Annotated in this window: 16 protein-coding genes; 15 read left to right on the top strand and 1 reads right to left on the bottom strand. The window is 71.9% G+C overall.

What is annotated here, in order from left to right:
• Positions 1-232: 232 nt before the first annotated feature.
• The 15 genes from ACI2L3_RS33590 to ACI2L3_RS33520 all read left to right on the top strand — a co-directional run bounded on the left by ACI2L3_RS33590 (position 233) and on the right by ACI2L3_RS33520 (position 13266).
• The gene (locus ACI2L3_RS33590; RefSeq protein ID WP_404756189.1) at positions 233-1531 is read left to right on the top strand and encodes a GAF domain-containing protein; all 1299 of its coding nucleotides are present in this window, start codon (positions 233-235) and stop codon (positions 1529-1531) included.
• 23 nt (positions 1532-1554) lie between these two features.
• Positions 1555-2142 (top strand): GNAT family N-acetyltransferase, encoded by a 588-nt coding sequence (locus ACI2L3_RS33585; protein ID WP_404756188.1) that lies wholly within the window; start codon positions 1555-1557, stop codon positions 2140-2142.
• Between the two features lie 124 nt (positions 2143-2266).
• A complete protein-coding gene (locus ACI2L3_RS33580; protein WP_317850486.1) occupies positions 2267-2350 on the top strand; it encodes a putative leader peptide in 84 nt (27 codons plus the stop codon).
• 138 nt (positions 2351-2488) lie between these two features.
• Positions 2489-4186: a nitrite/sulfite reductase gene (locus ACI2L3_RS33575; protein ID WP_404756187.1), complete on the top strand. Its 1698-nt coding sequence runs from the start codon at positions 2489-2491 to the stop codon at positions 4184-4186.
• Positions 4183-4362 carry a hypothetical protein gene (locus ACI2L3_RS33570; RefSeq protein ID WP_404756186.1) on the top strand — a complete coding sequence of 60 codons (180 nt, stop codon included), beginning with the start codon at positions 4183-4185 and terminating at the stop codon, positions 4360-4362. The genes ACI2L3_RS33575 and ACI2L3_RS33570 overlap by 4 nt, the downstream gene beginning before the upstream one ends.
• The gene (locus ACI2L3_RS33565) at positions 4359-5075 is read left to right on the top strand and encodes a phosphoadenylyl-sulfate reductase (RefSeq protein ID WP_404756185.1); all 717 of its coding nucleotides are present in this window, start codon (positions 4359-4361) and stop codon (positions 5073-5075) included. The genes ACI2L3_RS33570 and ACI2L3_RS33565 overlap by 4 nt, the downstream gene beginning before the upstream one ends.
• Positions 5072-5653 (top strand): adenylyl-sulfate kinase, encoded by a 582-nt coding sequence (gene cysC / locus ACI2L3_RS33560; RefSeq protein WP_404756184.1) that lies wholly within the window; start codon positions 5072-5074, stop codon positions 5651-5653. Before ACI2L3_RS33565 ends, cysC begins: the two co-directional genes overlap by 4 nt.
• On the top strand, positions 5650-6588 hold the full coding sequence (gene cysD / locus ACI2L3_RS33555) for a sulfate adenylyltransferase subunit CysD (RefSeq protein WP_404756183.1): 939 nt from the start codon (positions 5650-5652) through the stop codon (positions 6586-6588). Before cysC ends, cysD begins: the two co-directional genes overlap by 4 nt.
• A gap of 2 nt (positions 6589-6590) precedes the next feature.
• Positions 6591-7964 carry a sulfate adenylyltransferase subunit 1 gene (locus ACI2L3_RS33550; protein ID WP_404756182.1) on the top strand — a complete coding sequence of 458 codons (1374 nt, stop codon included), beginning with the start codon at positions 6591-6593 and terminating at the stop codon, positions 7962-7964.
• A 256-nt stretch (positions 7965-8220) separates the two neighbouring features.
• Positions 8221-9324, top strand: coding sequence for an aliphatic sulfonate ABC transporter substrate-binding protein (locus ACI2L3_RS33545; RefSeq protein ID WP_404756181.1), 1104 nt, complete (start codon positions 8221-8223; stop codon positions 9322-9324).
• A 36-nt stretch (positions 9325-9360) separates the two neighbouring features.
• A complete protein-coding gene (locus ACI2L3_RS33540) occupies positions 9361-10152 on the top strand; it encodes an ABC transporter ATP-binding protein (protein WP_404756180.1) in 792 nt (263 codons plus the stop codon).
• Positions 10139-11047, top strand: a complete 909-nt coding sequence (locus ACI2L3_RS33535) for an ABC transporter permease (protein ID WP_404756179.1) — start codon at positions 10139-10141, stop codon at positions 11045-11047. The genes ACI2L3_RS33540 and ACI2L3_RS33535 overlap by 14 nt, the downstream gene beginning before the upstream one ends.
• Before the next feature lie 5 nt (positions 11048-11052).
• Positions 11053-11826: a sirohydrochlorin chelatase gene (locus ACI2L3_RS33530; protein ID WP_404756178.1), complete on the top strand. Its 774-nt coding sequence runs from the start codon at positions 11053-11055 to the stop codon at positions 11824-11826.
• An 11-nt stretch (positions 11827-11837) separates the two neighbouring features.
• Positions 11838-12695, top strand: a complete 858-nt coding sequence (locus ACI2L3_RS33525; RefSeq protein ID WP_404756177.1) for a hypothetical protein — start codon at positions 11838-11840, stop codon at positions 12693-12695.
• 55 nt (positions 12696-12750) lie between these two features.
• Positions 12751-13266 (top strand): GNAT family N-acetyltransferase, encoded by a 516-nt coding sequence (locus tag ACI2L3_RS33520; protein WP_404756176.1) that lies wholly within the window; start codon positions 12751-12753, stop codon positions 13264-13266.
• A gap of 23 nt (positions 13267-13289) precedes the next feature.
• On the opposite strand, the gene ACI2L3_RS33515 is transcribed toward ACI2L3_RS33520, so the two are convergent.
• Positions 13290-14291 carry a ketopantoate reductase family protein gene (locus tag ACI2L3_RS33515; RefSeq protein ID WP_404756175.1) on the bottom strand — a complete coding sequence of 334 codons (1002 nt, stop codon included), beginning with the start codon at positions 14289-14291 and terminating at the stop codon, positions 13290-13292.
• Positions 14292-14293 lie beyond the last annotated feature (2 nt).

Below are 14293 nucleotides of genomic sequence, written 5' to 3'. Positions count from 1 at the left end.
GACACGGCACCACCCCCGTCATTCAGGCCCCTTGAGGAGCGTGAACACCGCACGGGCGGTGTGGTGTACAGATTCGGGCACCGGCCGGGTGTCGGCCAGGGTTGCAGGAGGTTGCAACCGGCCGCGCCGTCCGGGGGTCCGGCACGCCGATGCGGCCCCCGGGGGTGCCCGCAGGGGGCACGATGGATGCCTGCCGCTCCGCACTGGTCTGGCCGGAAAGGACCCAGTGGTCATGAACGCCCCGTCGACGATCGATCTCGCGCGGATATCCGCCATGGACCTCACGCACGCCGCGCACCTCCTGAAGGGTGTGCGCGACGCCACGCTCTCCGGGCAGCGGCCGCGGGTGCTGCCGCGCCCGGTGATCGGCGACTCGTGGGGGCGGATGCTGCACGGCGGTGTCGACCCCGACCGCGACATCCGGTCCCGGCTGCTGACCGAGGAGGAGCTGGAGGAGCGCCGCAGGACGTCGCCGCTCCTGGAGATCCTGCCCGTCCTGCGCAACGCCCTGGTCTCCGTGGCCGACGCCGCGCAGCACATCATGATCGTGTGCGACGCGGAAGGCCGGGTGCTGTGGCGCGAGGGCAGCGCCGCGGTGCTGCGCCAGGCGGACACGCACGGCCTGGAACCGGGCGCGGACTGGGGCGAGAGCGTCGTCGGCACGAACGGCATCGGGACTCCGCTGGTGGTGCGCCGCCCCGTGCAGGTGTTCTCCGCCGAGCACTTCGTGCAGACCCACCACCCGTGGACGTGCGCGGGCGCCCCGGTGACCGATCCGCGCGACGGCAGGCTGCTCGGCGTGGTCGACGTGAGCGGCCCGCTGCGGACCATCCATCCGGCGACCCTCTCGCTGGTCGACTCGGTGGCCAAGCTCGCCGAGGCCCGGCTGCGGGAGCGGCACGTGACGGCGCTCGACCGGCTGCGCGCGGTGGCGGCCCCGGTCCTCGCCCGGCTCGACGGGCGGGCGGTGGCGGTGGACACGCACGGCTGGACCGCCGCGGTGACGGGCATGCCGCCGGCGGACCGCCTCGCCCTCCCCAAGTCCTTCGGGGCGGGCCGCACCTGGCTGCCGTCGCTGGGTTCCTGTCTGGTGGAGCCGCTGCCCGGCGGCTGGCTGCTGCGGGCGGAGGACCCCGGTGACGCGCCCCGGCCGGTCGCCGCGACGCGGCTCGTCCTGGACGTGAGCAGTCCGCGCCGCTGGACGCTGTCGGTGCTCGGCGGCGCCCACGACTGGACGCACGAGCTGAGCCCGCGCCACGCCGAACTCCTCTTCCTGCTCTGCACGTACCGCACGGGGCGCACCGCTTCGGGCCTCGCCGAGGACATGTTCGGCGACCCGGCGCGCACGGTGACGGTCCGCGCCGAGCTGTCGCGCGTGCGGCGCTACCTGGGCGGTCTGCTCGCCCACCGGCCCTACCGCTTCCACGAGGACATCGATGTCGACGTGGTCATGCCGGACAGCCCGGCGGATCTGCTGCCCCACTCGACGGCGCCGGCGGTCCGCGCGGCGAGACGGGTCGCGGAGCCTTGAGCGGCCATGATTCTCTGTGCCGCATGAGCATCACAGTCACCACCTGGTCCCTCGAGCAGACGTCACCCACCGACCTGCTCCCGGCCGCCGCACCCGACGGCGACGTACGGATCGTGCGGGCCGAAGTCCCCTCGCCCGAGTTCAGCCGGTTCCTCTACGCGTCCGTCGGCGGGGACATCCACTGGTCGGACCGGCTCTCCCTCACCTACGCGGAGTGGCAGAAGCTGCTGGAGCGGCCGGGCGTGGAGACCTGGGTCGCGTACGAGAAGGGGACGCCCGCCGGGTACGTGGAGCTGGCGGCGCGCGGTGAGAACGGGGACGCGGCGGAGGGCGTCGTCGAGATCGTGTACTTCGGGCTGCTGCCCGCCTTCCGTGGGCGCCGCATCGGCGGGCACCTCCTGTCGTACGCCGTGGCGCGCGCCTGGGACCTGGCCGAGCGGTGGCCGGGGCTCGCGCCGACCGAGCGGGTCTGGCTGCACACCTGCTCCAAGGACGGTGAGCACGCCATGGACAACTACCGGCGGCGCGGCTTCAAGCTCTTCGACACCAAGGTCGAGCAGGAGTCGGAGGCGCCGTCCCCGGGGCCCTGGCCGGGAGCGCACCGCGCCTGAACCCCCCGGGGCGGCCCCCGGCTCAGCAGTGACCCACGACACCCTTGTCCACGATGCGGGACAAGGGTGTCCGCATTTTGGATAATGCTGGACTGGGCCGAAAGTCCCGTGACACGCTTCCGGCATGGATCGCACTGGAAACGCCTTGGTGAGTCGACGTCACGTCGACCTCGGCCGCATGTCCAGCGCCATGTGTCCGGCTTGCTGATCAGCTCAGCACCGCCGCACATCTGATCACCGATCCCCCCTGACTCCCTCCCTGCGCAGCGCCGCGCGCACATCTCGTCATGTGCCCATCCCCGCAGGTCAGAGCCGCATTTTTCCGCTGCCCGAAGGACGTACCCCGATGCCCACCACGCCAGAGAAGCCCGCCCCAGCCACGCCCCGCCGCAAGGCGAGCCGTCACCGCGGCGAGGGCCAGTGGGCCGCAGGTCACTTCACGCCGCTCAACGGGAACGAGCAGTTCAAGAAGGACGACGACGGTCTCAATGTGCGGACACGTATTGAGACGATCTATTCGAAGCGTGGATTCGACTCCATCGACCCGAATGATCTCCGTGGCCGGATGCGCTGGTGGGGGCTCTACACCCAGCGCAAGCCCGGGATCGACGGCGGCAAGACCGCGATCCTGGAGCCGGAGGAGCTGGACGACGAGTACTTCATGCTCCGGGTGCGCGTCGACGGCGGCCGGCTGACCACCGAGCAGCTGCGCGTCATCGGCGAGGTCTCGCAGGAGTTCGCGCGCGGCACCGCCGACCTCACCGACCGGCAGAACATCCAGTACCACTGGATCCGCATCGAGGACGTCCCCGAGATCTGGCGGCGGCTCGAAGCCGTCGGGCTCTCCACCACCGAGGCCTGCGGTGACACGCCCCGCGTCATCCTCGGCTCCCCCGTGGCGGGCGTCGCCGAGAACGAGATCATCGACGGCTCCCCCGCCATCGACGAGATCCAGCGCCGCTTCATCGGCAACCCCGACTTCTCGAACCTGCCGCGCAAGTTCAAGACCGCGATCTCCGGCTCGCCGCAGCTCGACGTGGCGCACGAGATCAACGACGTCGCCTTCGTCGGCGTCCACCACCCCGAGCACGGCCCCGGCTTCGACCTGTGGGTCGGCGGCGGCCTCTCCACCAACCCCAAGCTCGGCGTGCGGCTCGGCACGTGGGTGCCGCTCGACGAGGTGCCGGACGTGTTCGGCGGCGTCATCGGCATCTTCCGCGACTACGGCTACCGGCGCCTGCGCAACCGTGCCCGGCTGAAGTTCCTCGTCGCCGACTGGGGCCCGGAGAAGTTCCGGCAGATCCTCGAGGACGAGTACCTGCAGCGGAAGCTGGTCGACGGGCCCGCCCCCGAGCAGCCCGCCGGCACCTGGCGCGACCACCTCGGCGTCCACCGCCAGAAGGACGGACGCTTCTACGTCGGCTTCGCCCCGCGCGTCGGACGCGTGGACGGCACGACCCTGACGAAGATCGCCGAGGTCGCCGAGGCGCACGGCTCCGGCCGCCTGCGCACCACCGCCGAGCAGAAGATGATCGTGCTCGACGTCGAGCAGGAGCAGGTGGACTCGCTCGTCTCCGCGCTCGAAGCCCTCGACCTGCGCGTCAACGCCTCACCCTTCCGGCGCGGCACGATGGCCTGCACCGGCATCGAGTTCTGCAAGCTCGCCATCGTCGAGACCAAGGCGCGCGGCGCCTCGCTCATCGACGAACTGGAGCGCCGCATCCCGGAGTTCGACGAGCCGATCACCATCAACATCAACGGCTGCCCGAACGCCTGCGCCCGCATCCAGGTCGCCGACATCGGCCTCAAGGGCCAGCTCATGCTCGACGCCGACGGCAACCAGGTCGAGGGCTACCAGGTGCACCTGGGCGGCGCGCTCGGCCTGGACGCCGGCTTCGGCCGCAAGGTCCGCGGCCTGAAGGTCACCGCGGCCGAGCTGCCCGACTACATCGAGCGGGTCCTCGGGCACTTCCAGGCGGAGCGCGAGGACGGCGAGCGGTTCGCCACCTGGGCCTCGCGCGCGTCCGAGGAGGCCCTCAAGTGAGCGAGCGAGCCGCCCCGTTCCACTGCCCCTACTGCGGTGACGAGGACCTGCGCCCGAACGAGACCGGGCACGGCGCATGGGAATGCGCGGCGTGCAATCGGGCCTTTCAGCTGAAGTTCCTCGGGCTGCTCGCCCGGGGCGTTCAGCACACCAGCGGTGGAGAGGACCGGATATGACGACCGCTCAGGACCAACAGCGGCGCACCGACGACGAGTTGAAGGCGCTCGCCGAGCAGGCCGGGCGCGACCTGGAGGACGCCTCCGCCCTGGAGATCCTCCAGTGGGCCGCCGACACGTTCGGCGCGCGGTTCTGCGTCACCTCGTCGATGGAGGACGCGGTCGTCGCCCATCTCGCCTCGCGGGCCAGGCCCGGCGTCGACCTCGTGTTCCTGGACACCGGCTACCACTTCCCCGAGACCATCGGCACGCGCGACGCCGTCGAGGCCGTGATGGACGTCAACGTCATCACCCTGACGCCCCGGCAGACCGTCGCCGAGCAGGACGCCGAGTACGGTCCCAGGCTCCACGACCGCGACCCCGACCTGTGCTGCAAGCTGCGCAAGGTGCGGCCGCTCGAGGAGGGGCTCGCGGGGTATGCCGCCTGGGCCACCGGCCTGCGCCGCGACGAGTCGCCGACCCGGGCGAACACCCCGGTCGTCGGCTGGGACGAGAAGCGCCGCAAGGTCAAGATCTCGCCGATCGCCCGCTGGACCCAGGACGACGTCGACGCGTACGTCACCGAGCACGGCGTCCTCACCAACCCGCTCCTGATGGACGGCTACGGCTCGGTGGGCTGCGCCCCCTGCACCCGCCGCCTCCTGGAGGGCGAGGACGCGCGGGCAGGCCGCTGGGCCGGGAACGCCAAGACCGAGTGCGGGATCCACGGATGACCGCCCCTCAGACCCAGCAGCAACAGACCCGGGAGAACCACGTGACGACCGGAGCCACCGTCTGGCTCACCGGCCTGCCCAGCGCCGGCAAGACCACCATCGCGTACGAACTGGCGGGCCGCCTGCGCGAGGAGGGCCGCCGCGTCGAGGTGCTCGACGGCGACGAGATCCGTGAGTTCCTCTCGGCGGGCCTCGGCTTCAGCCGCGAGGACCGGCACACCAACGTGCAGCGCATCGGCTTCGTCGCCGAACTGCTCGCCCGCAACGGCGTGCTGGCGCTCGTGCCGGTGATCGCGCCGTTCGCGGACAGCCGCGAGGCGGTGCGCAAGCGCCACCAGGTGAACGGCACCGCGTACGTCGAGGTGCATGTCGCGACGCCGGTCGAGGTGTGCTCCGTACGGGATGTGAAGGGCCTGTACGCGAAGCAGGCGAAGGGCGAACTCTCCGGGCTCACCGGGGTCGACGACCCGTACGAGGAGCCCGAATCGCCCGACCTGCGCATCGACTCGCAGAACCAGACCGTGCAGGAGTCAGCGGCGGCTCTCCACGCGCTGCTCACCGAGAGGGGTCTCGCATGACGACCGTCGCCACAGTGACCGACGAGGGCACCGACAGCCCCTACGCGCTCAGCCACCTGGACGCCCTGGAGTCCGAGGCGGTGCACATCTTCCGCGAGGTGGCGGGCGAGTTCGAGCGGCCGGTGATCCTCTTCTCCGGCGGCAAGGACTCCATCGTCATGCTGCACCTGGCGCTGAAGGCGTTCGCCCCGGCGGCGGTGCCCTTCTCGCTGCTGCACGTCGACACGGGACACAACTTCCCCGAGGTCATCGAGTACCGCGACCGGGTGGTCGCCGAGCACGGGCTGCGGCTGCACGTCGCGTCCGTACAGGAGTACATCGACGCCGGAAAGCTGCGGGAGCGCCCCGACGGGACGCGCAACCCGCTGCAGACCGTGCCGCTCACCGAGAAGATCCAGAGCGAGAAGTTCGACGCGGTCTTCGGCGGCGGGCGCCGCGACGAGGAGAAGGCGCGCGCCAAGGAGCGGGTGTTCTCGCTGCGCGACGAGTTCTCGCAGTGGGACCCGCGCCGCCAGCGCCCCGAGCTGTGGCAGCTCTACAACGGCCGGCACGCGCCGGGCGAACACGTCCGCGTCTTCCCGCTCTCCAACTGGACCGAGCTGGACGTGTGGCAGTACATCGCCCGCGAGGAGATCGAGCTCCCGCAGATCTACTTCGCGCACGAGCGGGACGTCTTCAAGCGCTCCGGGATGTGGCTGACCGCCGGCGAGTGGGGCGGCCCCAAGGAGGGCGAGACGGTCGAGCGGCGGCTGGTCCGCTACCGCACGGTGGGCGACATGTCCTGCACCGGAGCCGTCGACTCCGACGCGACGACGCTGGACGCCGTCATCACCGAGATCGCCGCGTCCCGCCTCACCGAGCGCGGCGCGACGAGGGCCGACGACAAGCTCTCCGAGGCCGCGATGGAAGACCGCAAGCGCGAGGGGTACTTCTAACCATGAGCAACAGCACCACTGAGCCGGTACAGCCGCTCTCCACCGAGCAGCTGTCGGCCACCACCCTCCTGCGGTTCGCCACCGCCGGCTCCGTCGACGACGGCAAGTCCACCCTGGTGGGCCGCCTGCTCCACGACTCCAAGTCGGTCCTCACCGACCAGCTGGAGGCCGTCGAGCGCGTCTCGGCGAGCCGCGGCGCCGACGCCCCCGACCTGGCGCTGCTCACCGACGGCCTGCGGGCCGAGCGCGAGCAGGGCATCACCATCGACGTCGCCTACCGCTACTTCGCCACGGCCCGGCGCCGGTTCATCCTCGCCGACACCCCCGGGCACGTGCAGTACACCCGGAACATGGTCACCGGCGCGTCCACGGCCGACCTCGCCGTGGTCCTCGTCGACGCCCGCAACGGCGTCATCGAGCAGACCCGCCGCCACGCCGCGGTCGCCGCGCTGCTGCGGGTCCCGCACGTCGTCCTCGCCGTCAACAAGATGGACCTCGTCGCGTACGACGAGGCCGTCTTCGCGCGGATCGCCGAGGAGTTCACCGCGTACGCCGGCGAGCTGGGCGTCCCAGAGATCACCGCGATCCCGATCTCCGCGCTGGCCGGTGACAATGTCGTCGAGCCGTCCTCGAACATGGACTGGTACGGCGGCCCCACGGTCCTCGAGCACCTGGAGACGGTCCCGGTCAGCCACGACCTGACCACCTGCCACGCGCGCCTCCCCGTCCAGTACGTGATCCGCCCGCAGACCGCCGAGCATCCCGACTACCGCGGCTACGCGGGACAGATCGCGGCCGGCGCCTTCCGCGTCGGCGAGTCCGTGACGGTGCTCCCGTCGGGCCGCACCTCGAAGGTCACCGGGATCGACCTGCTGGGCAAGGCGGTGGACGTGGCGTGGACGCCGCAGTCCGTCACCCTGCTCCTCGAGGACGACATCGACATCTCGCGCGGCGACCTGATCGTGCCGAGCAGCGACACCCCGCCGACCACGCAGGACATCGAGGCGACGGTCTGCCACGTCGCGGACACCGCGCTCACCGTCGGCCAGCGGGTGCTGCTCAAGCACACCACCCGCACGGTCAAGGCGATCGTGAAGGAGATCCCGTCGCGGCTCACCCTCGACGACCTCTCCCAGCACCCCGAGCCCGGGCAGCTCGTCGCCAACGACATCGGCCGCGTGAAGGTGCGTACCGCAGAGCCGCTCGCCCTCGACGCGTACGCCGACTCGCGCCGCACCGGTTCGTTCCTGCTCATCGACCCGGCGGACGGCACGACGCTCGCCGCGGGCATGGCGGGCGACGCGTTCGCCGCGCCCACCGACGCCGTGGCGGAGACCGGCTCCGCCACCGCCGACGACGAGGGCTGGGACTTCTGACCATGACCTACGTCGACGTGTTCGCGACGTTCGCGAAGGAGGGCGGCCGCATCGGCAGCGGCGCCCTCGGCAGCGGGCAGGGCGGGGTGGCGCGATGTGCGGCGTGACGCCCCCGGCGGGCCTCGCGCACGCGCTCCGCGTGCGCGCCCACGCCCGCCCCTGCCGCACCGGCGCCCCCGTACGAAGACGAAGACCTGCCGACCACCCGGCCACGACCTGACGGCGTGAGACCGGGCCAACGAGAGGACCACCTCCCGTGCCTGCACCACGCACCCGCCTCGCCGCCCTCGCGGCACTGCCCCTCCTTGCCCTGGCGCTCGGCGCCTGCGGCTACGGCTCCGAGGCGTCCGACGCCGACGAGAAGTCCAAGGTCGTCGAGGGCGCCGAGAAGATCGACGGCCTGGACAGCGTGAAGATCGGGTACTTCCCGAACCTGACCCACGCCACCGCCCTCGTCGGCAGCCAGGAGGGCCTGTTCCAGAAGGAGCTCGGCGGCACGGAGGCGAAGTACTCGCACTTCAACGCGGGCCCTTCCGAGATCGAGGCGCTCAACGCGGGCTCCATCGACATCGGCTGGATCGGCCCGTCGCCCGCCATCAACGGCTACACCAAGTCGCAGGGCAAGAACCTGCGGATCATCGGCGGTTCCGCCTCCGGCGGCGTGAAGCTCGTGGTGAACCCCGGGAAGATCAAGTCCCTGGACGACGTCAAGGGCAAGAAGATCGCGACGCCGCAGCTCGGCAACACCCAGGACGTCGCCTTCCTCAACTGGATCGCCGAGCGGGGCTGGAAGGTCGACGCGGAGAGCGGCAAGGGCGACGTGTCGGTCGTCCGCACCGACAACAAGATCACCCCGGACGCCTACAAGTCCGGTTCCGTGGACGGCGCCTGGGTGCCGGAGCCGACCGCCTCCAAGCTGGTCGCCGAGGGCGGCAAGGTCCTGCTGGACGAGGCCGACCTGTGGCCGGACAAGAAGTTCGTGATCACGAACATCATCGTGCGGCAGGAGTTCCTGAAGGAGCACCCGAAGGTCGTCGAGGCCGTGCTGCGCGGCGCCGTGAAGACCAACGCGTGGATCGAGAAGAACCCGGAGAAGGCCAAGGCCGCCGCGAACGCCCGGCTGAAGGCGGACTCCGGCAAGGCGCTGCCCGCCGAGGTCCTCGACCCGGCGTGGAAGTCGATCGAGACGACCAACGACCCGCTGGCCGCCACCCTCGACGCGGAGGCGGACCACGCCGTCAAGGCCGGTCTCCTGGAGAAGCCCGACCTCAAGGGCATCTACGACCTCGGCCCGCTGAACAAGGTTCTCAAGGCCGCGGGCGAGTCCCCGGTCGACGACGCCGGTCTCGGCGTCAAGTAGCCCCGGACCACGACCCGTTCCCAGGAGGTGACGACCATGGCAACCACCCTCGCCAAGGCCGCGGAGGACACCCGCACCACGGCCGGACAAGCCGCGCGGATCGAGCACGTCTCGAAGTCCTTCGACGGTGCCGCCGGACCCCAGCTGGTCCTGGACGACATCACGCTCGATGTCGCGCCGGGCGAGTTCGTCACCCTCCTGGGAGCCTCCGGCTGCGGCAAGTCGACCCTGCTCAACCTGGTCGCCGGGCTCGACGAGCCGTCCGCGGGCACCATCGCGACGGACGGCCGCCCGGCCCTGATGTTCCAGGAGCACGCCCTCTTCCCGTGGCTGACCGCGGGCAAGAACATCGAGCTCGCCCTGAAGCTGCGCGGCGTGCCGAAGACCGAGCGCCGCCCGAAGGCCGAGGAGCTCCTCGAACTGGTCCGGCTCAAGGGCGCGTACGGCAAGCGGGTGCACGAGCTGTCCGGCGGCATGCGCCAGCGCGTGGCGCTCGCCCGGGCGCTGGCCCAGGACAGCCGGCTGCTGCTGATGGACGAGCCGTTCGCGGCACTGGACGCCATCACGCGCGACGTGCTGCACGACGAGCTGACCCGCATCTGGCGCGAGACGAACGTCTCCGTCCTCTTCGTCACGCACAACGTCCGCGAGGCCGTGCGGCTCGCCCAGCGCGTCGTGCTCCTCTCGTCGCGTCCCGGCCGGGTGGCGCACGAGTGGCGGGTCGGCATCGAGCACCCGCGCCGCATCGAGGACACCGCCGTGGCGGAACTGTCCGTCGAGATCACCGAACAACTGCGTGGGGAGATCCGCCGCCATGGCCAGCACTGAGACGACAGGACCGGTCAAGGAAGCCGAGGACGGCCAGGACCTCGCCGGCCTGGAGGCGGGCCTCGACGCGCTGGAGACGAAGGCGGGCCCCACCCGCACGCCGGTGCGGCAGGTCCTCGTCCAGAAGGTGCTGCCGCCGCTCACCGCCGTGATCCTCGTCCTGCTCGTGTGGCAGGCGCTGGTCTCCTTCAAGATCGTCGACGATCCGACGAAGCTGCCCTCGCCGTCCGCGGTGTGGGACGAGGTGACCGACGCGTGGCTGCAGGGCACACTGCTCGACTACATCTGGACCTCCGTCTCGCGCGGTCTGCTCGGCTTCCTGCTCGCCCTCGCGATCGGCACGCCGCTCGGCCTGATCGTCGCGCGGGTACGGTTCATCCGCGCCGCGATCGGCCCGATCCTCTCCGGTCTGCAGTCACTTCCGTCGGTGGCGTGGGTGCCGCCCGCGGTGCTGTGGCTCGGCCTGAACAACTCGATGATGTACGCGGTGATCCTGCTCGGCGCGGTCCCCTCCATCGCCAACGGCCTGGTGTCGGGCGTCGACCAGGTGCCGCCGCTGTTCCTGCGCGCGGGCCGCACGCTCGGCGCGACGGGTCTGCGCCACACCTGGCACATCGTGCTCCCCGCGGCGCTGCCCGGCTATCTCGCGGGGCTGAAGCAGGGCTGGGCGTTCTCCTGGCGTTCGCTGATGGCCGCGGAGATCATCGCGTCCTCGCCGGAGCTGGGCGTCGGTCTCGGCCAGCTCCTGGAGAACGGCCGCAACGCCAGCTCCATGCCCATGATCTTCCTCGCCATCCTGCTCATCCTGATCGTGGGCATCGCCATCGACCTGCTGATCTTCAGCCCGCTGGAGCGGCGCGTCCTGCGCAGCCGCGGCCTCCTCGTGAGGAGCTGAGTCCCGTGCACCGTCCCGTCCGCCCCGTCCTTCTCGTCGTCGCCCACGGCAGCCGCGACCCGCGGCACGCCGCGACCGTGCACGCGCTGGTGCGCCGGGTGCGGTCGCTGCGCCCCGGGCTGCGCGTGGAGACGGCCTTCCTCGACTTCAACACCCCTTCCGTCCCCGGGGTGCTGGAGCGGCTCGCGGCCGAGGGCGTGCGCGACGTCGTGGCGCTCCCGCTCCTCCTGACGCGGGCGTTCCACGCCAAGGCGGACATCCCCGCGGTGCTGCGCGAGGCACCGCCGGTGCTGCGCGTCCGGCAGGCGGCGGTGCTCGGCCCGTCCCCGCTGCTCCTGGCCGCCCTGGAACAGCGGTTGTACGAGGCGGGGCTCGACCCCGCCGACAGGTCCTCGACCGGGGTCGTACTGGCCTCGGCGGGGTCATCGGACCCGGAGGCGATCGCAGTGATCGCTGAAATCGCGCGGGAGTGGCGGCACACCGGTTGGTGCGCCGTGCGGCCTGCGTTCGCCTCCGCATCTCTGCCGCGCACGGAGGACGCCGTGCGCGAGCTGCGGGCCGTGGCCGGGGTGCGGCGGGTGGCCGTCGCCCCCTACGTCCTGGCCCCCGGCTTCCTGCCGGACCGCATCGCGCGGGGCTCGGCCGACGCCGACGTCCTGGCCGACGTCCTCGGACCGGCGCCGGCGGTCGCCCGGCTCCTGGTGCGGCGCTACGACGAGGCCTATGCGCCTGGCACCTGCCAGGTTGCGCCCCTGGCGCGGACTCCCGCACTGGCCTAGCTTGTGGGTTCATGACCCCGAGCCGATCCCGCACCCTGTGGCTGCGCACCGAACCGCTGCACGCGGTGGTCTATTTCGAGGACCGCTGCCAGGGCCTCGGCAGGGCCGTGGGCCTCAAGGGCTTCTGGATGGGGTACTTCGCGGCCCGCACCGCGCCGATGGGCCGGGTCGGGCCGGGAGTGGCCGCCGCGGCACTCGGTGTCTTCGCCCCCGGCATGGTGGCGCGCTCACTGCCGTCGGCCTGGGAGTACGCGTCACCGGACCGCGTCATCGAGGAGCGGGCCCGCCTCACCGCTGCCGCCCTGCGCCAACTGGTGCCGTTCGCCGACGCGCTGGCGGACGCGGTCAACGGCCCCCTGATGGCCATGGTCGAGGACGCGCCGTCGCTCGCCCGCCCGCTGTTCGCCGCCAACCGCGACCTGGCACACCGCTCCGACCCGGTCGAGCGGCTCTGGCAACTGGTCACCTGCGTACGCGAGTTCCGTGGCGACGCACATGTCGCGGTCCTCGCCGACCACGGCCTGGACGCCCGCGAGAGCCTCGTCCTGGCCGCCGCGACGGACCGCGTGGACCCGGCCGGCATCCGGCAGGACCGGGGCTGGTCCGAGGAGGAGTGGGCGGCGTCCGTCGACCGGATGCGCGGCCTCGGCCTGCTCGACGCGACGGGCCGGGTGACGGAACGCGGCGTGACGGAGCGGGAGTTGATCGAGGACGACACGGACCGCCTCGCGGCACGCCTGCTGCGCCCGCTGCCCCACGGCGAGACGGAGGCGCTGCTCGCCGCGCTGGAACCGGCGGCCCGCCATATCCTGGACTCGGACGTCCTGCCGTTCCCGAACCCCATCGGACTGCCGCGGGCGGTGGGCTGAGCGTCCCGCGCGAATCCGTTTGCACCCCCGCACCGGGCGCCCTACCGTCACGCGGATGACACCCGAACTGCGGTCCGAACGCCTTTCCCTCTCCCCCTACGCCGCCTCCGACGAGGCGGACTTCGTGGCCCTGTTCCAGGACGAGGCGGTGGGGCGCTGGTTCGGGGACGGGATGCAGAGCGAGGCGGCGGACCGGGAGCTGTTCGGGCGGATCTTCAGCCGTGTGTACGCGGAGAGGCTCTTTTCCGTGTGGGCGGTCCGGTACGAGGGGCGTTACGCCGGCCACGCCGAGATCAAGCCCTCGCCGGAGGCCTGGCTCGACGGCCACGAGATCGTCTACGGCCTGACCCGGGAGAGCTGGGGCCTCGGCCTCGGCACCGAGCTGGCGCGGCTCCTCACCTCGTACGGGCACGAGACTTTGGGCCTGTCCGAGGTCCACGCCACCGTCGACTCGGAGAACGCCCCTTCCCTCGCCCTCCTCGAACGCCTCGGCTACACACGGACCCGCACGGTCGCCGAGGAGTCCGGCACGCTCACCGTCCAGCTGACGTCGCGGCGCTCCGAGGGCTGAATCCGCCGAAGAGCCGGGCCACTTCAGCCGCCGTCGACCTCCCGCGCCAGCTCCGCGACCGTCATGGATCCCGCGGGCCGCCGCTCGCGGGCGAATGTGTTCGCCACCCGTTGGAGGGCGTCGTTCACCGGCGTCGGCACCCCGTGCCGCCGGCCGAGCAGGGCTATCTCGCCGTTGAGGTAGTCGGCCTCGATGCTGCCCGTGCCGCGGTCGAGGCTCTGCCAGGAGGAGCCGCCGCCGCGCGGGGAGCCGTCGAAGGGGTCGAAGCGGACGCGGTCGGCGCGGGCCCTGCGCTGCTCTTCGTCGTCCACCCAGGCGATCCCGGCCGCGGTGAGCGCGGCCTCGCCCTCGGCGCGGGCCCTGGCGTACAGGCTCCTGGCCTCGTCGCCGGTGATCGGTCCGGTGACCGCCTCGACGGAGTTGGCCAGGTTGGCGAGCAGCTTCGCGTACTTCCAGCGCATCACGTCCGCGACGACGGGCGCGAGGATCCGCGACTTCTCCAGGTCTTCGGCGATCCGCCGGACGGTGTCGTCCGTACCGGCCGGGTAGCGGCCGATGTGGAGCATGCCCGAGTGGGGGCTGCCTGCGGCAAGGACCACGCCTGGTTCGGTGTGGGAGGCGGGCATCCAGACGCATACGCCGTACACGTGCCGGAAGCGGCGCAGGGCGATGCGCTCGCTCTCCACGCCGTTCTGCGCGCAGACCAGGGGGAGCCTTTCGGCCGCCGTACCGCCGCCGGCCACCGGGCGTCCGCCCCAGGTGTCGAGGGCGGCCGTGGCGTCCTGGGTCTTCACGGCGAGGAAGAGTATGTCGTCGGGCCGCAACTCGCCCAGCTCAGTGGGGTGTTCCGTCACCGGCAGCCGATGCGTCCGTATCCCCTCGGGCGTCCTGAGGCGCAGTCCGCCGTCCCGCAGTGCCGCGGCGTGGGCGCCCCGCGCAACGAGCACCACCTCGTGTCCGGCCTCGGCGAGCCGCCCGCCCACGGTGCCGCCGACCGCTCCCGCTCCGATGATGATGTAGCGCATGG

Origin of the sequence: Streptomyces sp. NPDC029674 (genome assembly GCF_044903205.1) — a bacterium.
Taxonomy (GTDB): Bacteria; Actinomycetota; Actinomycetes; order Streptomycetales; family Streptomycetaceae; genus Streptomyces.
Note: the sequence above shows the minus strand (reverse complement) of the source record. Positions and strands in the feature narration are given on the sequence as shown.

Excerpts from the sequence above, each read along its gene's own strand:
- ACI2L3_RS33590 (WP_404756189.1), top strand. The coding sequence starts at position 233 with ATGAACGCCCCGTCGACGATCGATCTCGCGCGGATATCCGCCATGGAC.
- ACI2L3_RS33585 (WP_404756188.1), top strand. The coding sequence starts at position 1,555 with ATGAGCATCACAGTCACCACCTGGTCCCTCGAGCAGACGTCACCCACC.
- ACI2L3_RS33580 (WP_317850486.1), top strand. The coding sequence starts at position 2,267 with ATGGATCGCACTGGAAACGCCTTGGTGAGTCGACGTCACGTCGACCTC.
- ACI2L3_RS33575 (WP_404756187.1), top strand. The coding sequence starts at position 2,489 with ATGCCCACCACGCCAGAGAAGCCCGCCCCAGCCACGCCCCGCCGCAAG.
- ACI2L3_RS33565 (WP_404756185.1), top strand. The coding sequence starts at position 4,359 with ATGACGACCGCTCAGGACCAACAGCGGCGCACCGACGACGAGTTGAAG.
- cysC (WP_404756184.1), top strand. The coding sequence starts at position 5,072 with ATGACCGCCCCTCAGACCCAGCAGCAACAGACCCGGGAGAACCACGTG.
- cysD (WP_404756183.1), top strand. The coding sequence starts at position 5,650 with ATGACGACCGTCGCCACAGTGACCGACGAGGGCACCGACAGCCCCTAC.
- ACI2L3_RS33550 (WP_404756182.1), top strand. The coding sequence starts at position 6,591 with ATGAGCAACAGCACCACTGAGCCGGTACAGCCGCTCTCCACCGAGCAG.
- ACI2L3_RS33540 (WP_404756180.1), top strand. The coding sequence starts at position 9,361 with ATGGCAACCACCCTCGCCAAGGCCGCGGAGGACACCCGCACCACGGCC.
- ACI2L3_RS33535 (WP_404756179.1), top strand. The coding sequence starts at position 10,139 with ATGGCCAGCACTGAGACGACAGGACCGGTCAAGGAAGCCGAGGACGGC.
- ACI2L3_RS33525 (WP_404756177.1), top strand. The coding sequence starts at position 11,838 with ATGACCCCGAGCCGATCCCGCACCCTGTGGCTGCGCACCGAACCGCTG.
- ACI2L3_RS33520 (WP_404756176.1), top strand. The coding sequence starts at position 12,751 with ATGACACCCGAACTGCGGTCCGAACGCCTTTCCCTCTCCCCCTACGCC.
- ACI2L3_RS33515 (WP_404756175.1), bottom strand. The coding sequence starts at position 14,291 with ATGCGCTACATCATCATCGGAGCGGGAGCGGTCGGCGGCACCGTGGGC.